General features: G+C 44.3%; 19 protein-coding genes, 1 riboswitch and 1 other annotated feature. Of the genes, 8 read left to right on the top strand and 11 right to left on the bottom strand.

The genetic code is table 11. The annotated features are described in order from the left end of the window. The first annotated feature begins 168 nt into the window (after positions 1–168). The 4 genes from OH459_RS03365 to OH459_RS03350 all read left to right on the top strand — a co-directional run bounded on the left by OH459_RS03365 (position 169) and on the right by OH459_RS03350 (position 3,425). Positions 169–663: a peptidylprolyl isomerase gene (locus OH459_RS03365; RefSeq protein ID WP_005437228.1), complete on the top strand. Its 495-nt coding sequence runs from the start codon at positions 169–171 to the stop codon at positions 661–663. A 60-nt stretch (positions 664–723) separates the two neighbouring features. Continuing rightward, complete coding sequence (gene lpxH / locus OH459_RS03360) at positions 724–1,461, top strand: UDP-2,3-diacylglucosamine diphosphatase (protein WP_026138395.1); 738 nt, start codon at positions 724–726, stop codon at positions 1,459–1,461. 99 nt (positions 1,462–1,560) lie between these two features. After that, positions 1,561–2,775, top strand: a complete 1,215-nt coding sequence (locus OH459_RS03355; protein WP_009698175.1) for an EAL and HDOD domain-containing protein — start codon at positions 1,561–1,563, stop codon at positions 2,773–2,775. 137 nt (positions 2,776–2,912) lie between these two features. Further along, a complete protein-coding gene (locus tag OH459_RS03350) occupies positions 2,913–3,425 on the top strand; it encodes a YchJ family protein (RefSeq protein WP_050907663.1) in 513 nt (170 codons plus the stop codon). Positions 3,426–3,705: 280 nt separating this feature from the next. Here OH459_RS03350 and hisIE read toward each other — a convergent pair whose 3' ends face one another. The 9 genes from hisIE to tet(35) form a co-directional block, all read right to left on the bottom strand. Next, positions 3,706–4,341: a bifunctional phosphoribosyl-AMP cyclohydrolase/phosphoribosyl-ATP diphosphatase HisIE gene (gene hisIE / locus OH459_RS03345; RefSeq protein WP_005450749.1), complete on the bottom strand. Its 636-nt coding sequence runs from the start codon at positions 4,339–4,341 to the stop codon at positions 3,706–3,708. Continuing rightward, on the bottom strand, positions 4,338–5,111 hold the full coding sequence (hisF, locus tag OH459_RS03340) for an imidazole glycerol phosphate synthase subunit HisF (protein WP_004749837.1): 774 nt from the start codon (positions 5,109–5,111) through the stop codon (positions 4,338–4,340). Before hisF ends, hisIE begins: the two co-directional genes overlap by 4 nt. Then, positions 5,093–5,830 carry a 1-(5-phosphoribosyl)-5-[(5-phosphoribosylamino)methylideneamino]imidazole-4-carboxamide isomerase gene (gene hisA / locus OH459_RS03335; protein ID WP_050907664.1) on the bottom strand — a complete coding sequence of 246 codons (738 nt, stop codon included), beginning with the start codon at positions 5,828–5,830 and terminating at the stop codon, positions 5,093–5,095. Before hisA ends, hisF begins: the two co-directional genes overlap by 19 nt. A gap of 12 nt (positions 5,831–5,842) precedes the next feature. Next, positions 5,843–6,457 carry an imidazole glycerol phosphate synthase subunit HisH gene (gene hisH / locus OH459_RS03330; RefSeq protein WP_017819522.1) on the bottom strand — a complete coding sequence of 205 codons (615 nt, stop codon included), beginning with the start codon at positions 6,455–6,457 and terminating at the stop codon, positions 5,843–5,845. 26 nt (positions 6,458–6,483) lie between these two features. Then, the gene (hisB, locus tag OH459_RS03325; protein WP_269985511.1) at positions 6,484–7,557 is read right to left on the bottom strand and encodes a bifunctional histidinol-phosphatase/imidazoleglycerol-phosphate dehydratase HisB; all 1,074 of its coding nucleotides are present in this window, start codon (positions 7,555–7,557) and stop codon (positions 6,484–6,486) included. Positions 7,558–7,628: 71 nt separating this feature from the next. After that, positions 7,629–8,669 carry a histidinol-phosphate transaminase gene (gene hisC, locus OH459_RS03320; RefSeq protein WP_017188198.1) on the bottom strand — a complete coding sequence of 347 codons (1,041 nt, stop codon included), beginning with the start codon at positions 8,667–8,669 and terminating at the stop codon, positions 7,629–7,631. A 12-nt stretch (positions 8,670–8,681) separates the two neighbouring features. Further along, complete coding sequence (gene hisD / locus OH459_RS03315; RefSeq protein ID WP_009699819.1) at positions 8,682–9,974, bottom strand: histidinol dehydrogenase; 1,293 nt, start codon at positions 9,972–9,974, stop codon at positions 8,682–8,684. Positions 9,975–9,979: 5 nt separating this feature from the next. Further along, positions 9,980–10,876: an ATP phosphoribosyltransferase gene (hisG, locus tag OH459_RS03310; protein WP_005450765.1), complete on the bottom strand. Its 897-nt coding sequence runs from the start codon at positions 10,874–10,876 to the stop codon at positions 9,980–9,982. Between the two features lie 53 nt (positions 10,877–10,929). Further along, positions 10,930–11,068: a sequence feature (His leader region), on the bottom strand. Positions 11,069–11,247: 179 nt separating this feature from the next. Beyond that, positions 11,248–12,849 carry a tetracycline efflux Na+/H+ antiporter family transporter Tet(35) gene (tet(35), locus tag OH459_RS03305; protein WP_038897437.1) on the bottom strand — a complete coding sequence of 534 codons (1,602 nt, stop codon included), beginning with the start codon at positions 12,847–12,849 and terminating at the stop codon, positions 11,248–11,250. A 109-nt stretch (positions 12,850–12,958) separates the two neighbouring features. Next, positions 12,959–13,140: riboswitch (Lysine riboswitch) on the bottom strand. A 600-nt stretch (positions 13,141–13,740) separates the two neighbouring features. Between tet(35) and OH459_RS03300 the strand changes: the two genes are divergently transcribed. Next, on the top strand, positions 13,741–14,148 hold the full coding sequence (locus tag OH459_RS03300) for an H-NS family histone-like protein (RefSeq protein ID WP_005450770.1): 408 nt from the start codon (positions 13,741–13,743) through the stop codon (positions 14,146–14,148). Positions 14,149–14,284: 136 nt separating this feature from the next. Here OH459_RS03300 and OH459_RS03295 read toward each other — a convergent pair whose 3' ends face one another. Together OH459_RS03295 and OH459_RS03290 are read right to left on the bottom strand one after the other, a co-directional pair. Continuing rightward, positions 14,285–15,589, bottom strand: coding sequence for an inosine/guanosine kinase (locus OH459_RS03295; protein ID WP_005450773.1), 1,305 nt, complete (start codon positions 15,587–15,589; stop codon positions 14,285–14,287). Positions 15,590–15,706: 117 nt separating this feature from the next. Further along, positions 15,707–15,976 carry a hypothetical protein gene (locus OH459_RS03290; RefSeq protein ID WP_005450775.1) on the bottom strand — a complete coding sequence of 90 codons (270 nt, stop codon included), beginning with the start codon at positions 15,974–15,976 and terminating at the stop codon, positions 15,707–15,709. A 190-nt stretch (positions 15,977–16,166) separates the two neighbouring features. Here OH459_RS03290 and mnmA point away from each other — a divergent pair, with 190 nt between their 5' ends. The 3 genes from mnmA to purB all read left to right on the top strand — a co-directional run bounded on the left by mnmA (position 16,167) and on the right by purB (position 19,461). Further along, positions 16,167–17,309, top strand: a complete 1,143-nt coding sequence (mnmA, locus tag OH459_RS03285) for a tRNA 2-thiouridine(34) synthase MnmA (protein ID WP_005450776.1) — start codon at positions 16,167–16,169, stop codon at positions 17,307–17,309. A gap of 10 nt (positions 17,310–17,319) precedes the next feature. Next, entirely contained in the window at positions 17,320–17,937 is a 618-nt protein-coding gene (hflD, locus tag OH459_RS03280; RefSeq protein ID WP_017819156.1) for a high frequency lysogenization protein HflD, read from the top strand. Positions 17,938–18,090: 153 nt separating this feature from the next. Further along, a complete protein-coding gene (gene purB / locus OH459_RS03275; protein WP_005378198.1) occupies positions 18,091–19,461 on the top strand; it encodes an adenylosuccinate lyase in 1,371 nt (456 codons plus the stop codon). The last annotated feature ends 187 nt before the right edge of the window (positions 19,462–19,648 follow it).

Raw genomic sequence — 19,648 nt, 5'->3', positions numbered from 1 at the left:
GCCGAGTATAACAACTCAGACCTTATTAGGTAATAGCAATTAACCGATAAAACGATAATCGGCTAAACTTCAAGCACAAAACTATGAATTTGTTCTTCCTGAGTTTTTAAAGCGTAATAACTTAGGCTAGAATCGCAGTTTCAATACAACACAGTAAAGGAAAGTAGCATGATCACCCTTCACACTAATTTTGGTGACATCAAGATTCAACTAAACGAAGAGAAAGCGCCAGAGACAAGCGCAAACTTCCTTCAGTACTGCCGCGACGGTTTCTACGACAACACTCTTTTCCACCGTGTTATTGACGGCTTCATGATCCAAGGTGGTGGTATGGAGTCTGGCCTACGTGAAAAAGCTACACGTGCACCTATCAAGAACGAAGCAAACAACGGTCTTAGCAACAAAGTGGGTACACTTGCTATGGCTCGTACTATGGAGCCGCATTCAGCAAGCTCTCAGTTCTTCATCAACGTAAACAACAACACGTTCCTAGATTTCCGTAGCGAAAGCCTAGATGGTTGGGGTTACTGTGTATTCGGTGAAGTAATCGAAGGCATGGACATCGTAAACAAGATCAAAGGCGTTAGCACTGGTTCTTACGGCATGCACCAAGACGTACCTCTAGAAGATGTAATGATCACTGGTACTACAATCGAAGAGTAATTCTTTAGAATTGCCACCAAGAGATAAGTTTGTGGGGAGGCTTCGCCTCCCCTTATTTCTATGACGACATTATTTATATCTGATCTTCATCTTACCCCATCACGTCCGGACATCACGGAGTGCTTTGTCACGTTCATGCGTACAGAGGCGATCCATGCAGATACTTTGTATGTGCTCGGTGATTTGTTCGAGTTTTGGATTGGTGACGATGATGACACCCCTTTCGCAGACCAGATCCGCGCTGAATTTAAAGCGCTGACGGATTCTGGTGTCCCTGTTTTCTTCATCCAAGGCAACCGAGACTTCCTCCTAGGTAAACGCTTTTGCAAAGAAACCGGTATGACGTTGCTCGACGACGTTTGTACGATTGACCTCTATGGTCAAAAAGCCGTTATCTTACATGGCGATACACTTTGCATTGATGATGTGAAATACCAAGAGTTTCGTAAAACCGTTCATAAACCATGGCTTCAATGGTTGTTTAATCGAATTCCTTGGTTCGTTAAGAAAAGAATTGTCACCAAGGTTCAATCAGACATTCGAGATGATAAAAAAACCAAGTCTCTCGATATCATGGATGTAAACCAAGGCGAAGTTGAACGTGTTATGTCTCAAAACTGCGTCAACTTGATGATTCACGGTCATACACATCGTCCAAATACACATTTTTTTGAACTTAATGGTGCTAAAAACACCCGCATCGTTTTAGGTGATTGGTATACCCAAGGCTCAGTTTTACAAGTAAATTCTGACGGTTTTGACTTACAAACACGACCGTTTGACACAGAATTGAAGTAAAGCTTGTCGAGCGTGTAGAAGATTGACGCGTAAAGCATAGAAATTTTACAAAAAATCGCTATCATCGTAATACTAAGTTAAACAGAACAAAGTACCGCATTGAAGTATTCATACGTAGCTCGTCAACCGATACTAGACAGAGAAAAGCGTACCATTGGGTACGAGCTTCTCTTTCGTGACGGTCCGAAAAACACCTTTCCAGAAGTAGAACCAGAGATGGCGACTAGCCGACTTTTATCTGATCACTTCTTGACGACTCACTACAGCACACTAGGTGATAAACTTGGCTTTGTTAATTTTCCATACCAAAGCTTAGTCAACCTAGTTCCTACTCTATTTCCTAATGAGTCGTTAGTTGTAGAGGTGCTGGAAGATTGCGAACCGACAGATGAGCTACTTCATGCGATTAAACATCTGCACGCATCTGGTTATCGTGTCGCATTAGATGACTTCGTTCCGACCAAGGCTTGGAAGCGCTTCTTACCATACGTCGCTATCATTAAGTTTGATATCCGTTTGGTGCCTATAGACAAAGCTGCAATCTATATTCGTTCTCTCGGACATTTTGGTATCGACTTCTTAGCAGAAAAAGTCGAAACCTATGAAGAGTTTGAGCAAGCGATGGATGCTGGTTTTAACTACTTCCAAGGATACTTTTTCAGTAAGCCAGAGATGATTCAGAAGAAACGCCTCAACCCAGCGTTTTTGACGGTTATACAACTGTGCAAAGAAATTGCAGATAAACCTATCGATTTCAATGAGGTAGAACGTCTGTTTTCTATTGATGTGACTTTGTCTTATAAGCTGTTGACTTACGTAAACTCAGGTTACACGCTCACAACTAAGATTAAGTCTTTCCGTCAAGCTCTGGTTTACCTTGGTGAAGAGCGCTTAAGACGCTTTATTTCTCTTGTGGCGATTGCCTCTGTGCACGAGGATAAACCTGACTCTCTCTATTCGTTAGCGATTCAACGCGCACGTATGTGTGAGATTTTGTTGAGCCAGATGAAAACCAAGTATGATCCGGGGCAAGCATTCCTGACAGGTATGTTTTCACTGCTGGACTCACTACTCGATCAGCCACTATCCGATGTAATCAGCGACATTCCAGTCGATGAGGAAATCAAACAAGCACTCACCAGTCGAAAAGGTGTATTAGGCTACCTACTTTCAATGATCATTGCTTACGAGAAAGCCGATTGGGAAACGACGGAAAAGTACTGTAACGCGCTCAAACTGAATGAACCACAATTAGCGAAGGCGTTCAGTCAATCCACTGCGTGGGCCCAAGAACTGCTGTCTCAAACGCCCTAAATCGCTATAATGCCCCAAAAGAATACCTCCAGCCTCACTGATATGCCCAAGTAACCTCGCGATGCTACGTTCAGCGAGAATAAGTTGGGTGTAAAAGGTTGTTTGTTTTACCGCTTAATTAATCGAGATTTCATTTTATGGCTTCTTCTTGTCCTTGCGGGTCTAACCGCACCTACTCACAGTGTTGTGAAATCGCCCACAATAACCATGCTGACGTCATCACTCCAGAGCAGTTGATGCGTTCTCGCTATAGTGCACATGTGTTGGGTCTAGTGGATTACGTGGTAAAAACATATCACCCAAGCTGTAACGCAGAAGAACAACGTGAAGGCATTGCCCAGTCCATCGATAGCGATTGGTGCAAGCTTGAGGTAGTCAAAACTGAAGCGGGTAGCAACAAGAATGAAGGTTTTGTTGAGTTCAATGCGTACTTTAATGAAGACGGCAAACGCTACTGCATGACAGAGCGTTCTCGCTTTGTAAAAGAAGAAGGACTTTGGTACTACATTGACGGCACATTTCCTGAAGAGCCAGAAGACGAACTAGAGCAAGATCCACGCTTAAGCCAGCCAGTAAGTAGCCTAAAAGTAGGTCGCAATGACCCGTGTATCTGTGGAAGTGGTAAGAAATTTAAGAAGTGTTGTGGGTAAAGCATCCATACCTAGCTTATTAAACTCGATTTAATTGGATTCTTGACATCGCTTAGGCTTGTCGAAATGACGTGAATATATGTACCTGTTTGAAGTAGATAACTCTACTGCAAGCACCATTAGAAAATATACCGTCATTCTGAACAACGAGGGACGAGCGTGATTCAGAATCCAATCGCCACTCGCACTGTCGCCGAGGTTTACCCCGAACCAAGAACACTAAATTAAAAAAGCCCCTAGACTCCCGAGTCATAGGGGCTTTCATTTATCTATAGCAGGCTTATTTATGACGCTCTTTCAGTTTATTCACCACGTCATTCATCGATAGACCTTGGTCCTGAAGCAATACCAGCAAGTGGTAAATCAAGTCTGCTGATTCACACACTAACTCCGCCTTATCGCCCGACGTCGCCGCAAGCGCGACTTCAACGCCTTCTTCGCCCACTTTTTGCGAAATACGCTTGGTGCCACGGGCATAAAGACTGGCAGTATAAGAGGAATCTGGGTCGGCACTCTTGCGGGCAGCCAATAGCTGCTCAAGTTGATGAAGCCACACCATTTGTGACTCCTCTTGAGGGTCCACATCCCAGCAAGTTGTGTTACCCAAGTGACACGTAGGACCAATGGGATTCACTTTCACCAGTAGCGTATCGTTGTCGCAATCGAGCTGAATGTTCACCAATTGCAATACGTTGCCAGAGGTCTCACCTTTCGTCCAAAGACGTTGCTTGGTACGAGAGAAAAACGTCACTTGACCTGTTTCGCCCGTTTTTGCCAACGCATCTTGGTTCATGTAACCCATCATCAGCACTTGGCTTGATTGGAAATCTTGTACGATGGCAGGTACCAGACCATCCACCTTTTCCCAGTTGATTCGCTCAGCTAGCGAACTTACTTCGGCGGCTTTCACACTCATAGTCGTACCTCAATGCCTTGTTGTTTCAAATACTGCTTTAGTTCACCAATATTGATGACTTGCTTGTGGAATACCGATGCGGCAAGCGCGCCATCCACATTTGCTTTTTGGTAGGCTTCTGCGAAATGCTCCATGGCACCTGCACCGCCCGATGCAATCAATGGCACGTTACACACTTCACGCACCATATTCAGTTGTTCGATGTCGTAGCCGTTACGTACACCGTCTTGGTTCATCATGTTCAGCACGATTTCACCAGCGCCGCGCTTTTGTACTTCTTGCACCCAATCACGCGTTTCCCATTGGGTCGCTTTGGTGCGTTCTTCATCACCAGTAAACTGGTAAACCTGATACTTGCCCGTCTCTTTGTCGTAGTATGAATCGATACCAACGACGATACATTGCACACCAAACTTATCAGCAAGGTCAGTAATTAACTGAGGGTTAGCCAAGGCAGGAGAGTTAATAGATACCTTATCTGCACCAAACTCAAGAATGCGCGCCGCGTCTTCTGCTGATTTAATACCACCAGCCACACAGAACGGGATATCAATCACTTCTGCAACGCGAGCGACCCAACTTTTATCGACGACACGACCATCACTTGAAGCGGTAATATCGTAGAACACAAGCTCGTCAGCGCCTTCTTCAGCATAACGCTGCGCTAGAGGAACGATGTCACCAATAATTTCGTGGTTGCGAAACTGGACGCCCTTCACCACTTGTCCATCACGAACATCAAGACATGGAATTATTCGCTTTGCCAACATGCAAACGCCTCCTCTGCTGTGAACTTACCATCTAACAATGCACGACCAACAATCACGCCAGCAACACCGCTGCCTTTTAGTGCTTCGATATCCGCTAATGAACCGATGCCACCTGAAGATTGGAACTGCACTTGCGGGTACTGTTTACATAAGTCGACGTAAAGCTCAACGTTTGAACCTTCTAGCGTACCGTCACGAGAAATGTCCGTGCAAAGCACATGCTGTAGACCTACCGTCAGATAATCGTTGATCAATGCTTCGATAGTCACGCCTGAATCTTCTTGCCAACCAGAGATCGCTACCTTACGCGTGCCGTCTTGATCGATGTTGATGTCTAGCGCGAGAACAATTTTCTCTGCACCGTATTTTTCCATCCAACCTTTCACAAGCTCTGGCTGTTTTACCGCTGTAGAACCAACGACAACGCGCTGCGCACCGGCTTCTAACAGATCAATCACGTCCTGCTCTGTACGCACTCCACCACCAATTTGGATGTTCGCTGGCGTACTTGCTAATAGCTTTGCAATCAAATCAAGTTGACGTGCTGTCGTGTCTTTCGCGCCAGTTAAATCCACTAAGTGTAGCCAGTTAGCACCCGCTTGGTGGTACAAATTAAACTGCTTTGCTGGATCGACTTTGTACTCGGTAACTTGACCGTAATCACCTTGATAAAGGCGAACCACCTGTCCTTCAATTAAATCAAGAGCTGGAATAATCACACTAAATCCCTTTTATAATTCTAAGAAGTTTTGAATAAGCTTCGCGCCCGCTTTTGAAGAACGCTCAGGGTGGAATTGCACACCGTAGTAGTTACCGCTTTGTACTGCTGCTGTGAACGGGTTGCCGTATTCACACTCAGCAATCGTGTACTCCCCGACAGGCATTGCAAAGCTGTGTACAAAGTAGAAGTACTCACCTTCTTCAATGCCTTTGAACAATGGGTTACCTGCTTTTGCAGACACTGTGTTCCACCCCATATGCGGCAGCGGTAAATCGCCGGTTTGTAGCAACTTCACTTCGCCATCACAAAGTCCAAGACACTCAACCAACTCATCTGCTTTCTGCCCTTTCTCTTGAGACACTTTGCCCAATAGTTGCATGCCTAAACAGATACCTAGCAAAGGCTTTTCTACCTGTTTTACCAAGCTGATAAGATCGCGCTCTTCTAGGTTCTTCATCGCTTCACTGGCAGTCCCCACTCCCGGTAGAAATAACTTGTCAGCTGCCAATACAACTTGTGGATCTTTTGAAATAGTTACGTCATAACCTAGGCGTTCAATGGCAAACTTCACCGAAGAAACGTTGGCACAGCCAGTATCGATAATGACAACTTTCTGTTCTGTCACTGTTTTTCTCCTTGCTAACGTGAGCCTTAAAGCACGCCTTTACTACTTGGTAGCTCAGTGCCTTCTACTTTGATTGCTTGACGTAAAGTACGACCAAACGCTTTAAACAAGCTTTCAATGATGTGGTGGTCATTATTGCCCGCAGAAGACAGGTGCAGCGTACACGCTAGGGTGTCAGTCAGAGAACGGAAGAAGTGAACCACCATCTCTGTTGAAAGATCACCCACTTGCTCACGGCTAAACTGCGCGTCGAACTTAAGGTAGGGACGACCTGATAGGTCTAGCGCACATTGTGCTAAACACTCATCCATTGGCAGGCTGAAACCAAAGCGACCAATACCACGCTTGTCACCCAGCGCTTCTTTCAACGCCTGACCCAAGGCAAGAGCGGTATCTTCTACTGTGTGGTGATCATCGATGTGAAGGTCTCCTTCCACTTTGCACACCATTTGGAATCCACCGTGCGTCGCAATTTGATCCAACATGTGGTCGAAGAAACCAAGACCCGTTGAGATGTCATTACCGCCTTGCTCATCAAGATTAACCGCAACTTTGATGTCCGTTTCTTTCGTGGTACGAATCACTTCAGCAACACGAGCTTTCACCGTCAGATCTTTCAGGATCTGTTTCCAACCCATGGTTTCTGGGTTGTATTGAATACCACGAATTGCCATATTTTCTGCAAGTTGAAGATCGGTTTGACGATCACCAATCACAACAGAGTTTTGAAAATCAACTTTGCCACCTTGTAGATACTCTTTTACCAAGCCCAATTTAGGCTTACGGCAAGAGCAGTTATCTTCATCAAAGTGAGGACAAATCAGCACGTCATCAAACTTCACACCTTGAGACTCAAAGATCTCCATCATCATGTTGTGTGGTGCATCGAAATCTTCTCGTGGGTAGCTGTCGGTACCTAGACCATCTTGGTTCGTTACCATCACTAGGCGGTATCCGGCATCCTGCAACGACAACAGGCTTGGGATAACAAATGGCTCTAGTTTTAGCTTATCTAAACGATCTACTTGAAAATCAACCGGCGGCTCAACAATTAAGGTGCCATCACGGTCGATAAAAAGGATTTTTTGTTGTTTGCTCACTCGAACTTCCTTATTGCTATATCTTTTTGGCGCTCCCGCTATTGAGCGAGAGCGATAAATACTTTTTCTACTTATGAGTAGTAGTTTCTGATAAATCCGAGTGTTTTTTCGCACTCGTCGCGGTTACCCACACTGATACGTACACAGTTCTCGATTGGTGAGTTACGTAAAATAATGCCCGTATCCCAAGCGGCTTTGAAAAGATCATCACCATCTGGGAACTTCACCAATAGGTAATTTCCCCATCCTTCAAAGACTTCCAATCCCGGAATCATTGACAAACCAACTTGTAAGTAAGCTCGGTTTGCATTCAGGTCGAGAACTTGAAACTTCGCTCGCGCTAGACCTGCTTCAGACAGCGCTTGAGTAGCAATTTCTGCCACTGGAACCGGTACTGGATATGGTGCGATAACTTTAAGAAGTACATTAATCAGCTCTTCGTTCGCAAGCGTAAATCCACAACGCAGACCAGCAAGCGCGAAAGCTTTCGACAGAGTACGCAGAATTGCTAGGTTCGGATATTGCGCCAGCAAATCTACCGTTGACGCTTCTGGACAAAAATCAATGTACGCTTCATCCATTACAACGATTGCTCGGTCTTTTGTCATCTCAAGCAGAGACACAATGTCTTCACGCTTAACCAAGTTACCTGTTGGGTTGTTTGGCGAACATACGAAAACCAGTTTCACGTTATCCAGATTGGCTTCGATGCCTGCAAGGTCTAGTTGCCAATCTGACGTCAGTGGTACGGTTTTGCGCTCAACACCGATGGTTTCGGCACTGATAGCGTACATACCGTAAGTCGGTGGACAGTAAAGAATCGCATCTTCACCCGGCTCACAGAAAGCACGAATCAGTAGCTCAATGCCTTCATCTGCACCGCGAGAAGTCAGCGTTTGTTCTGGTTTCACACCCGCATACGCCGCGTAAGCGGAAATCAGTTCTTTCGGTTGGCATTCGCTGTAACGATTAAGACGAGCAAAGTCTGTTTTGTATTCATTGTTAAATGGTGATTCGTTGGCATTTAGCCATACGTCACCAGTACCGCCAATTCGGCGAGCCGATAAATAAGGGGTAAGTTTTTGGACTTGTTTACGCGCTAGCTTTTCCATCTCAATATCCTCTTACTTCGCTGCCAATTTTTCTACACGGATAGTCACCGCACGTTTGTGTGCATCTAAACCTTCTGCTTCAGCCATAGTGACTACTGTAGGGGCAAGGTTCTTTAGACCATCAGCAGATAGCTCTTGAATCGTCATACGCTTAGAGAAGTCCGCCAAGCCTAAGCTTGAATAAGTACGTGTGTAACCATAAGTAGGAAGAACGTGGTTAGTACCCGATGCGTAGTCACCTGCTGATTCAGGCGACCAATCACCAAGAAAAATAGAGCCTGCGTTGTCTAATAGAGGCAGAAGCTCGCGTGGGTTCTTAGTCTGAACAATTAAGTGCTCAGGACCGTAGTAATTTGAGATTGAAACCGATTGAGTCAGAGACTCAGCAATAATAATCAAACTTGAAGCTAATGCTTGCTCGGCAATGTCCGCACGAGACAACTCTTTAAGCTGACGTTGAACAGCATCCGTCACTTGATCTGCAAGCACAGGAGAAGGAGTCACAAGAACCACTTGAGAGTCAGGACCGTGCTCTGCTTGGCTTAACAAATCCGCTGCAATGAAATCTGGGTCTGCCGTTTCATCAGCAATCACTAGCACTTCTGATGGGCCCGCTGGCATATCAATCGCCGCACCACGGAAATCATTACTTACCTGACGTTTTGCTTCTGTCACGTAAGCGTTACCTGGACCAAAGATCTTATCAACTTTAGATACGGTTTCTGTTCCGTAAGCCATTGCTGCGACGGCTTGACCACCGCCGACATTGTACACTTCATCAATGCCACACAGTTTTGCTACATAAAGGATCTCGTCAGCAATTGGGGGTGGAGAACAAAGCACCACTTTACGACAGCCTGCAATTTTTGCAGGAACCCCAAGCATCAAAACAGTCGATGGCAATGGCGCACTGCCACCGGGAATGTACAAACCCACTTTTTGAATTGGGCGCGTTACCTGTTCACAAACTACACCCGGTTGAGTTTCTACTTTGATTGGCTGCGGCTTCTGCGCTTTGTGAAACTTAGCAATGTTTTCATACGCTTGCTCCAGTGCGTTCTTCATTTTTTCAGAAAGACGCGCAGATGCCTCATCGATTTCTTGAGTTGATACACGGATAGATTCCGGCTGCACTCGGTCAAACTTCTCAGTTAGCTCCAATAATGCAGCATCGCCTTCTTTGCGAACTTTTGCGATTACTTCAGAAACCGCGGCAGTGATATTCGCACCTTCTGTAATTGCAGGACGTTCTAGGATTGAGTCTTGCTGCGTTTCACTTAGCGATTGCCATACGACTGTTCTCATTGCGATTACTCCATCATTTTTTCAATTGGTAGTACTAGAATTGAGCTGGCACCCAGTTCTTTTAGCTGTTCCATGGTTTCCCAGAACAGGTTTTCAGTACTTACCAAGTGAACCGCAACTTTTTGCTTGTCAGCAGATAGAGGCAATACCGTTGGGTCTTCAGCACCAGGAAGTAGAGCTTTGATTTGGTCTAGCTTCTCTGCAGGTGCGTGTAACATGATGTACTTAGACTCTTTCGCTTGCTGTACGCCTTGCATGCGGGTAAGAAGTTTTTCGATTAGCGCCACTTTGTCTGCATCGAATTCGCCAGTACGTTGAATCAGTGTCGCTTTTGATTTGAAGATGATTTCAGCTTCTTTAAGACCGTTCGCTTCCAGTGTTGCACCTGTAGAGACCAAGTCAGCGATGGCATCAGCAAGACCAGCGCGAGGAGCAACTTCTACTGAGCCTGTCAACATACATGTTGAGAATGGAACACCCGCTTCATCCATATAAGCTTTTAACAGCTGCGGGTAAGTTGTAGCGATACGTTTTCCAGCTAAGTCTTGAGGACCGTTGTACTCTTCGTCTTTATCAATCGCGATAGATAAACGGCAACCACCGAAATCAAGTCGACGAAGTTGAACAAATTCAGACGGTTCACCCAGTGCTTTGCGATCAAGACGAACTTCTTCTAATTCGTTTTCACCAATAAAGCCCAAGTCAACCACGCCATCCATAATTAGACCTGGAATATCGTCGTCACGAACCAAAAGCAAATCAATTGGCATATTTTCAGAATGAACAACTAAGCGCTCACCCATTACATTGAACTTCACGCCACATTTTTTAAGTAGAGCTTGGCTCTCTTTGCTTAGACGACCTTTTTTCTGAATTGCAATTCTTAAGCGTTGTGTTTGCATTGCTTTATCCCTGTGCCAGATTCGGTAATTAAAATATTTTATAAACCAGTAAAACTAAAAAACCCTCGAGAGATGTTGGTCTCCCGAGGGTTTGAAATCTGTTTTCACTTTGATTTTCACCTCCGGGAGTTTCCTATCTCCCGGGTATGCGTGCATCTCCCGAAAGACTAGACTGGGTGATGGTGGTGATGAATGTTCATTACAAAATTACGCATACTTATTTAAGGCTCGATTGTGTTGCTTCGTTAACAACCACACTAACTAAGCTGCTAACTTTTTTCAACCTTTAATTTTAAAAAAATACGAATTGTATAATACAAATAAAAAAGGAGGCCGAAGCCTCCTGTTATTTTAACATTTAATTCAAAGAGTTATGCACTCTGACAAGATGCCATTTTTGACTTCGAAAGCCATGACAAAATCGCACAAACGATAACGAATGTAATCGATGCTGCGATGAAAGAGAACGCAATTGAAGCCGTCATACCAAGAGCAATAAAGCCTACACATGAAACAAGCGCGACTGATAATGCATAAGGTAACTGAGTTGATACGTGATCGATATGGTTACAACGTGCACCAGTCGATGACAAGATAGTCGTATCTGAGATTGGAGAACAGTGGTCACCGAATACCGCACCAGCAAGAACCGCACTTAGCATTGGTAGCATAAGCGCTACATCTGTTGCGCCAGCCATATCGCCCGCGATTGGTAGCATGATACCGAACGTACCCCATGAAGTACCTGTCGAGAACGCCATTAGACCAGACAGCAAGAATAGGATAACTGGCAGCCAGTGTGGGTTGATGTTGCCTTGTGCCATTGTAGATAGGTAAGAACCTGTCTTCATGTCACCGATAACAGAACCGATAGTCCAAGCAAACACTAGGATTAGGATTGCACCAAACATTGATTTAGCACCAATCCAAAGCGTACGTGCAATCTCAACCATTGGTAGACCTTGCTTCAGCACCGTAAATAGCGCGACAGCAAGACCAAGTAAGCTACCGTAAATTAGAGAAGTACCAACATCAGTATTCTCAAACGCACCTAACAAAGCAAATTCTTTGCCATCTGCTGCTAGTGCTTGACCACCGGTGTAAAGCATTGAAGCAATCGTTGCCACAATAAGCGTAACGATTGGAAGAACTAGGTCAGAAACCTTACCCTTCTCACTTTCACGGATATCTAGCTCTTCATTTAGCTCATGCGCTTCTTGAGTATCATTTTCTTTATCTTTATCGAAACCACGGCCTTGAGACGCCGCGATTTCGTGATCACGCATCTTACCAATATCCAAACCAAACCATGCCACTGCGAATACCATTAGCAGAGCAAACACAGCGTAGAAGTTCATTGGGATAAGGCGAACATAAGCGCCTAGTGCAGAATATTCTGTGATGCCATGTGACACCAAGATACCACCGATAATAGTAATGATGTATGCACCCCAGCTTGATGCTGGCATGATCACACACATAGGTGCTGCTGTGGAATCTAAGATGTACGCTAGCTTAGCGCGAGAGACGTAAAAGCGGTCAGTTACTGGACGAGAGATCGCACCAACAGCAAGACTGTTAAAGTAATCGTCGACAAAAATGAATACGCCAAGGAAAGCTGCAAGAAGTTTAGAGCCACGTTTACTTTTTACACGTGTTTGCGCCCATTCAGCGAAAGCACGAGTACCACCAGAAAGTGTTAACAACGCTGTTGTCATACCTAAAAGAATAAGGAAGCCAACAATACTCATGTTCCAAGTATTGATACCACCGTCTTCAATAAAGACAGAAGAAACTTGAGAACTAACATAACCTACCGTATTACCGATAGACCAATCGTTAAGAAGTACCGCACCCAGCACGATACCAACACCAAGAGAAACTAAAACACGTCGAGTTAGAATCGCCAGCGTCAGCGCGACAATAGGCGGTAATAACGAAACAGGAGAATGTGCAAAATCTATTAAATTCATGATCTTCAAAAACCAAAGTTTGGCTAGAGATCTACTGCAGACAAGTCACGTAGCATACGGTACGTGCTCATGTTGAACTTAGCGACAGGGAAGCGAACACTTCACCCAACCCTACAGTAGCGCTCCATAGTTTAATGTAAATATACTATGGCAGTGTTGTTCCTTTCAGAGACAACCCCAGCAAGTGGTTTCGATAGCCCCACTTACTTCGGCAATCTTCGCCTTCCACTATTATTCATTGGCATCACCCCAATAATAGCTACTCTTCGAGACTGCACCTCTACGGCAATAACAAACAATTAACCGCTAATCGTACAAATTAACAACAATTTATCTGCAATATTGCATCAGGTGGTTGTCATTGTACCTATGAAGCCTCCCATTGCAACACATCAAACTAAATTAAATGAATAAATAATCGCGATTTCGATTTATAAATGAAATGTGACCAAATCATACATTGCGCAACTGCAATCACTTCAACCTTGTCCATTATGAAACTTTATTACTACTATTAAATACGCCATAGTTTTACGTGCAACAATAAATGAATGAAATATGACAGTGATAGCATTTGCCATCTAATCCTTTTCTGTCAGAAAAAGGGAAATTTAATTCAAGCTATAAATAAACATGATAGCGATCGAGAAAAAGACCGTATCTATTAAGTAAAAATTGTCTGAAGTGGCTAATTAAATTTCAAATTGATTAATTAATATTGTTAGAACCCGAAAAAACTAAAGAAATTTAATCTAAATCATGAATTAGCATTTGCACATATCAGAAAGATAAAGTTAAATATAAGGACTCTATGTTTATTTCTAGATTCACATTTAATTTATCTTATCGATAAGCGATGTAGAATCTTTTAACCTATTAATAGGAATCGTCATGTCAGAGCTGACTAAAACACTTCTAAATATCCGTAGCCTTCGTGCATTTTCTCGTGAGCTGACTCTAGAACAATTGGAAGAAGCTCTAGATAAACTAACTATCGTTGTTCAAGAGCGTCAAGAAGCAGAAGAAGCAGACCGCGCAGCACAAGCTGAGCAAGAAGCTAAACTGGCTGCTATCGCTGAGCAAATCGCTCAAGACGGTATCGATGTTGAAGCGCTAATTAGTGCACTTGCTGGTGAAACAAAAACTAAAGCAAAAACTAAACGTGCTCCTCGCCCTGCTAAATACAAATACACTGACGTAAGCGGTGAAGAGAAAACTTGGACAGGTCAAGGTCGTACACCTTCTGCAATCCAAGAGCAACTAGATGCAGGTAAATCTCTAGATGATTTCCTAATCTAAGAATAGATTTATGAAATTTTAAAAAGGTTCCCTATGGGAGCCTTTTTTATTTGTCTGTAAATAGATACAAAAATGGCGCATTTTGAATGCGCCATTTTTTGCGTATGTGAGAAGTTGGTTAATTCAACAGAATCTATTAACGTTCCCAGTATGCTTCTTCTAAACTATCTTCGCGCTCAGGAAGACCACGAGAAAGACGTGGTGAATGCTGCACTAACACTTCGTAACTCGCGCGGTTTGCGTATTTACAAACTTGAGAGAACGAAGAGTAAGTTAAATACTCATTGCTGTGCTTGCTAGAGTTAGGCACATTTTCTTTGTGGTATTTATTTGCAGCCATATCGTGAAGTACTGCTGACAATGCTGCATCACCTGCGCCATTAGTATTTTTAATTTTTTCTGGGCCACCCATGTATGGGGAGATATGTGAATATACTTTGATTGCATTTTCACATGAGTCTTTCTTTGCAGGTCGGCTAAATTCAAAACGGTTGAATTCGGCAATAGAACCAGGAAGCAGCGGCAACGACGTTTCACGCTTCGCGCTTTCTTCTGTATAACCCGCCATAAATAGACCAACAGGACCTGCTGTACATAACACAAGGTCAGCCCACTCAAGCGTCTTATCCGACGCCGCTAGCGGATCAGATTCGCCCGTTAGCGCTTCCGCTTCGTCTTCATTCATTGCAACAACGGATACATTGTCACGAATAAATTCTTGCCAGAATGTTGGGTCATCTTGAATAACAAATTTAGTTCCTAGTGTTAGTACCACAGGAACATCATGTTTCTTCGCGTATTCAATTGCACGCATCGTTGCTTCCGGCATTGGGTCGCCTTCTTTACAACGAACTAGGTAAGCAGTCAGTACTAACGCAGACGCGCTCTTGAAGATTTTCTCAGGGATGTTGTCTGGGTGAAGTTGGTTCATTTGACCTTCACTGATTGCGAAAGTACGTTCACCATCTTCTGTAATCAGAGCGAAACAGCGACCGATGGCACCTTCAACACCTTGTAGGTAGTTCAGGTCCATACGGCTAGAAGTGTTACATAGGTAGCGGTAACCGTAGCTACCAATTTTGATGTCCTGACTCATTACACCCAAAAGCGTTGAACGGTCATCCGCTAACACAGAATAGTTGTGTAGCGTGTTACCAATTGTGCCACCAGCATACTCATTGGTAATTAAGCATTCTTCTTTTAGCTGTTGGTATAGCGCTTCTGCAGTCGCGTCATCAATTACCAACGAGTGTCCTTTACTCAAACCGTACTTTTCAATCACATCCGTTGTAACTTTCGCTTCAATATCAACCAGCGTTTGGTCAATGCCGATGATGTGAGTGCGCGTCATCTTTTTGCTTTCTTGTGCTTGGCTCACCAATGGGTCACGAGCATGAACAGGAAAATAGTGCTTCGATTTGCGTTGTCCAGGAAATTTCATATTGTTAGTCTGAGTAAGGGGATGAAAAGGAGAACGGATTCTATACCGCCGTCATTAAAGCAGCAATAAAGGCAATTATAGCAAACGTTTGCAGTCCGCTTTTTTCTTTCAATCGCCCTATTCGCCTTCCATGAAACCAAGATCTGGCAGTTGTTCGAGGTGTTCACTGTAACGCTTAAGGTCGAACTCCCCACCGTTCTTCATTACGTCAAAAATCTCAATAGACATAGCACACGCCATCATCGCCACCGCATCTTCACGTGGTGTGCCTGTCATCATTAGACGCATCAGCGTTTCTTTCACCTTAAGTGGATTACCATCTTCAAGTTGATTTTCAACAATTTCAATCAACTCAGCTTCTTGCATAAATTGGTTTTCTTCAGTCATTTGATTTTTCCTCTTGGATTTTTGCCAACTATGCCATATATAACCCTTCTATACTTATCGAATTTAATACTCACGTTCGCATTTGGATAAATTTAAGCCAAAATCGAAGTGTGATTTCGATCTCGGATCTGTCACCGGTCAGTGGATTCTGGTAGAATCTGCGTCCCGTTAATTTTAGTGGTGTTTAGTAATGTCTGATAACAGCCAAAAGAAAGTCATCGTCGGTATGTCCGGCGGCGTTGATTCATCTGTTTCTGCGTATCTTCTAAAGCAACAAGGCTACCAAGTAGAAGGCCTGTTCATGAAGAACTGGGAAGAAGATGACAACGAAGAATATTGTACAGCAGCAGAAGATCTTGCTGATGCGCAGGCAGTATGTGACAAGCTAGGCATCCACCTACACACTATCAACTTTGCTGCTGAATACTGGGATAATGTATTTGAATACTTCCTTGCGGAATACAAAGCAGGTCGTACACCAAACCCAGACATTCTTTGTAACAAAGAAATCAAATTCAAAGCATTTCTAGAATTTGCGGATGAAGTGCTTGATGCAGATTACATCGCAATGGGTCACTATGTGCGCCGCTCTTTCCCAGAAGACGCTTTACCTGGTGAAGAACAGGAAAAACCACAAATGCTACGTGGTCTAGATGGCAACAAAGACCAGAGCTACTTCCTATACACATTAAGCCACGAGCAGATTGCACGTAGCCTATTCCCTGTTGGTGATTTAGAGAAGCCAGAAGTGCGCCGTATCGCAGAAGAGCAAGACCTGATAACAGCGAAGAAGAAAGATTCTACCGGTATCTGTTTCATCGGTGAACGTAAGTTTACGGAATTCCTAGGTCGTTACCTTCCTGCTCAACCGGGTAATATCGAAACGCCAGAAGGCGAAGTGATCGGTCAGCATCAAGGTTTGATGTACCACACATTAGGTCAACGCAAAGGTCTTCATATCGGTGGTCGTAAAGGCGGTGGCGGTAACGAAGACCCATGGTTTGTTGGTGAGAAAGATCTAGAACGTAACGTTTTGATTGCGGTTCAAGGTAAAGACCACCCAATGCTGAAATCAGAAGGTCTACTTGCATCACAACTTCACTGGGTAGATCGTGAGCCAATTCGCGATGTTATGAAGTGCACAGTGAAAACTCGTTACCGTCAGGAAGATATTCCTTGTACAATCATCCCTATCGATGATGAAAACATTAAAGTGATCTTTGACGAGCCACAAATTGCTGTAACGCCAGGTCAATCAGCCGTGTTCTATAAAGATGACGTGTGCCTTGGTGGCGGCATCATCGAGCAACGCATTAAATATTCTCAAGCTTAGGAGTCGTTACGTGGCGAATACACTTTATGACCGTACTATCGCTTTTGCAGGTATCTGCCAAGCTGTTGCTTTGGTTCAACAGGTAGCGAGAGACGGACATTGTGATCAAGATGCCTTTGAAACGTCAATTAACGCCATTTTGAATACTAGCCCAGCCAACACTATCGGTGTTTTCGGTCGCGAAGCCGACCTTAAGCTGGGTCTTGAATGCTTGGTGAAAGGGATTGATAGCACCCCATCTGGAAGTGAAGTCACTCGCTACATCATCAGCCTAATGGCATTAGAGCGCAAGCTATCGAGTCGTAACGATGCAATGTCACAACTTGGTGACCGCATTCAAATGGCTCAGCGTCAAACGGAACATTTTGAATTGCTAGATGATCAAATGATCAGCAACCTAGCGAGCATTTACTTGGATGTAGTCAGCCCTATTGGTCCTCGTATTCAAGTAACTGGTACTCCATCTGTACTGCAACAAACCGCTAACCAGCACAAAGTTCGTGCGTTGTTGTTATCGGGTATTCGTAGCGCAGTACTCTGGCGTCAAGTTGGCGGTAAACGTCGCCACCTGATCTTCGGACGCAAGAAAATGGTCGAGCAAGCACAAATCCTTCTTGCTCGAATGTAATAAGGTATCAAGTAAGCAGCTCGCGTTTATCGCGAGCTCATTTTTTTCGACCAAAACAAATCTCGCGCAAACGTTTGCGCAATATTCGTGACAATTGCCACAGTTATTGGTATAAAGCTCACGAAATTTAGAAACCCAATTCAGGAGAACATCATGGAACTGTCAGCATTGACTGCTGTTTCACCAGTAGACGGCCGTTACGGAAGCAAGACAATTGCGTTACGCGAAATTTTCAGTGAATACGGTCTACTAAAGTACCGTACTATCGTTGAAATCCGCTGGCTACAAAAGCTTGCTGCTACTGCTGAAATTGCAGAAGTGCCAGCGTTTAGCGCAGAAGCAAACCAATTCCTAGACGACCTTGCTGCAAACTTCTCTGAAGAAGATGCACGCCGAATCAAAGAGATCGAGCGTACAACTAACCACGACGTTAAAGCGGTTGAGTACTTCCTAAAAGAGAAAGTAGCAGACGTTCCTGAACTGCACGCAGTAAACGAGTTCTTCCACTTTGCATGTACTTCTGAAGACATCAACAACACTTCACACGCTCTTATGCTTAAAGAAGCGCGTGAGAACGTGATTCTTCCAGAAATCCGTAACCTAATCGACGCTATCAAAGCGCTAGCAGTGGAATACCGCGACATTCCTCTTCTATCTCGTACACACGGTCAGCCAGCTTCTCCATCAACAATGGGTAAAGAAATGGCAAACGTGGCGTACCGTATGGAGCGTCAATTCAAGCAAATCGAAAACGTTGAGATCCTAGCGAAAATCAACGGTGCAGTAGGTAACTACAACGCACACCTTTCTGCTTACCCAGAGCTAGATTGGCACAAGTTCTCTGAAGAGTTCATCACAGAGTCTCTAGGCGTAACTTGGAACCCTTACACAACTCAGATCGAACCGCACGATTACATCGCTGAACTGTTCGACGCTATCGCTCGTTTCAACACTATCTTGATTGACTTCGACCGTGACGTTTGGGGTTACATCGCACTAGGTCACTTCAAGCAAAAAACCATTGCTGGTGAGATTGGCTCTTCAACAATGCCTCACAAAGTTAACCCAATCGACTTTGAAAACTCAGAAGGTAACCTAGGTCTTGCGAACGCTGTATTCGGTCACCTAGCACAGAAACTACCTATCTCTCGTTGGCAACGTGACCTAACTGACTCAACAGTTCTACGTAACCTTGGTGTTGGTGTTGGCTACGCAATTATCGCTTACACTTCTACGCTTAAAGGCATCAGCAAGCTAGAAGTAAACCGCGAAGCACTTCTTGCTGAACTAGACAAGAACTGGGAAGTACTTGCAGAACCAGTACAAACAGTAATGCGTCGTTACGGCATCGAGAAGCCTTACGAGAAACTAAAAGAACTGACTCGTGGTAAGCGTGTAGATGGTGAAGCAATGCGTAACTTCATCGACGGTCTTGAGCTTCCTGAGCACGAGAAAGCGCGACTTAAAGAGATGACACCAGCGAACTACATCGGTCAAGCAATTGAGTTGACAGACAAGCTGTAAGAGAATCGAATGATAAAGAGGGTTGACGTGAAAGCGTCAACCCTTTCTTTATTTTAGGGGGAACGAACTACACCCTATGCAGCGCAGTGATTCGGAATAATGGATAAGGCTCTATTCATGAAGCGAAGCGTTCTCGAATCTCGAATCTCGAATCTCGAATCTCGAAGACCAGCATTACCAGACTTAC

Source organism: Vibrio sp. MM46 (assembly GCF_027587135.1).
Classification (GTDB): Bacteria; Pseudomonadota; Gammaproteobacteria; order Enterobacterales; family Vibrionaceae; genus Vibrio; species Vibrio harveyi.
The sequence above is the reverse complement of the archived record's forward strand: the minus strand, read 5'-3'. Positions and strand labels throughout refer to the sequence as shown.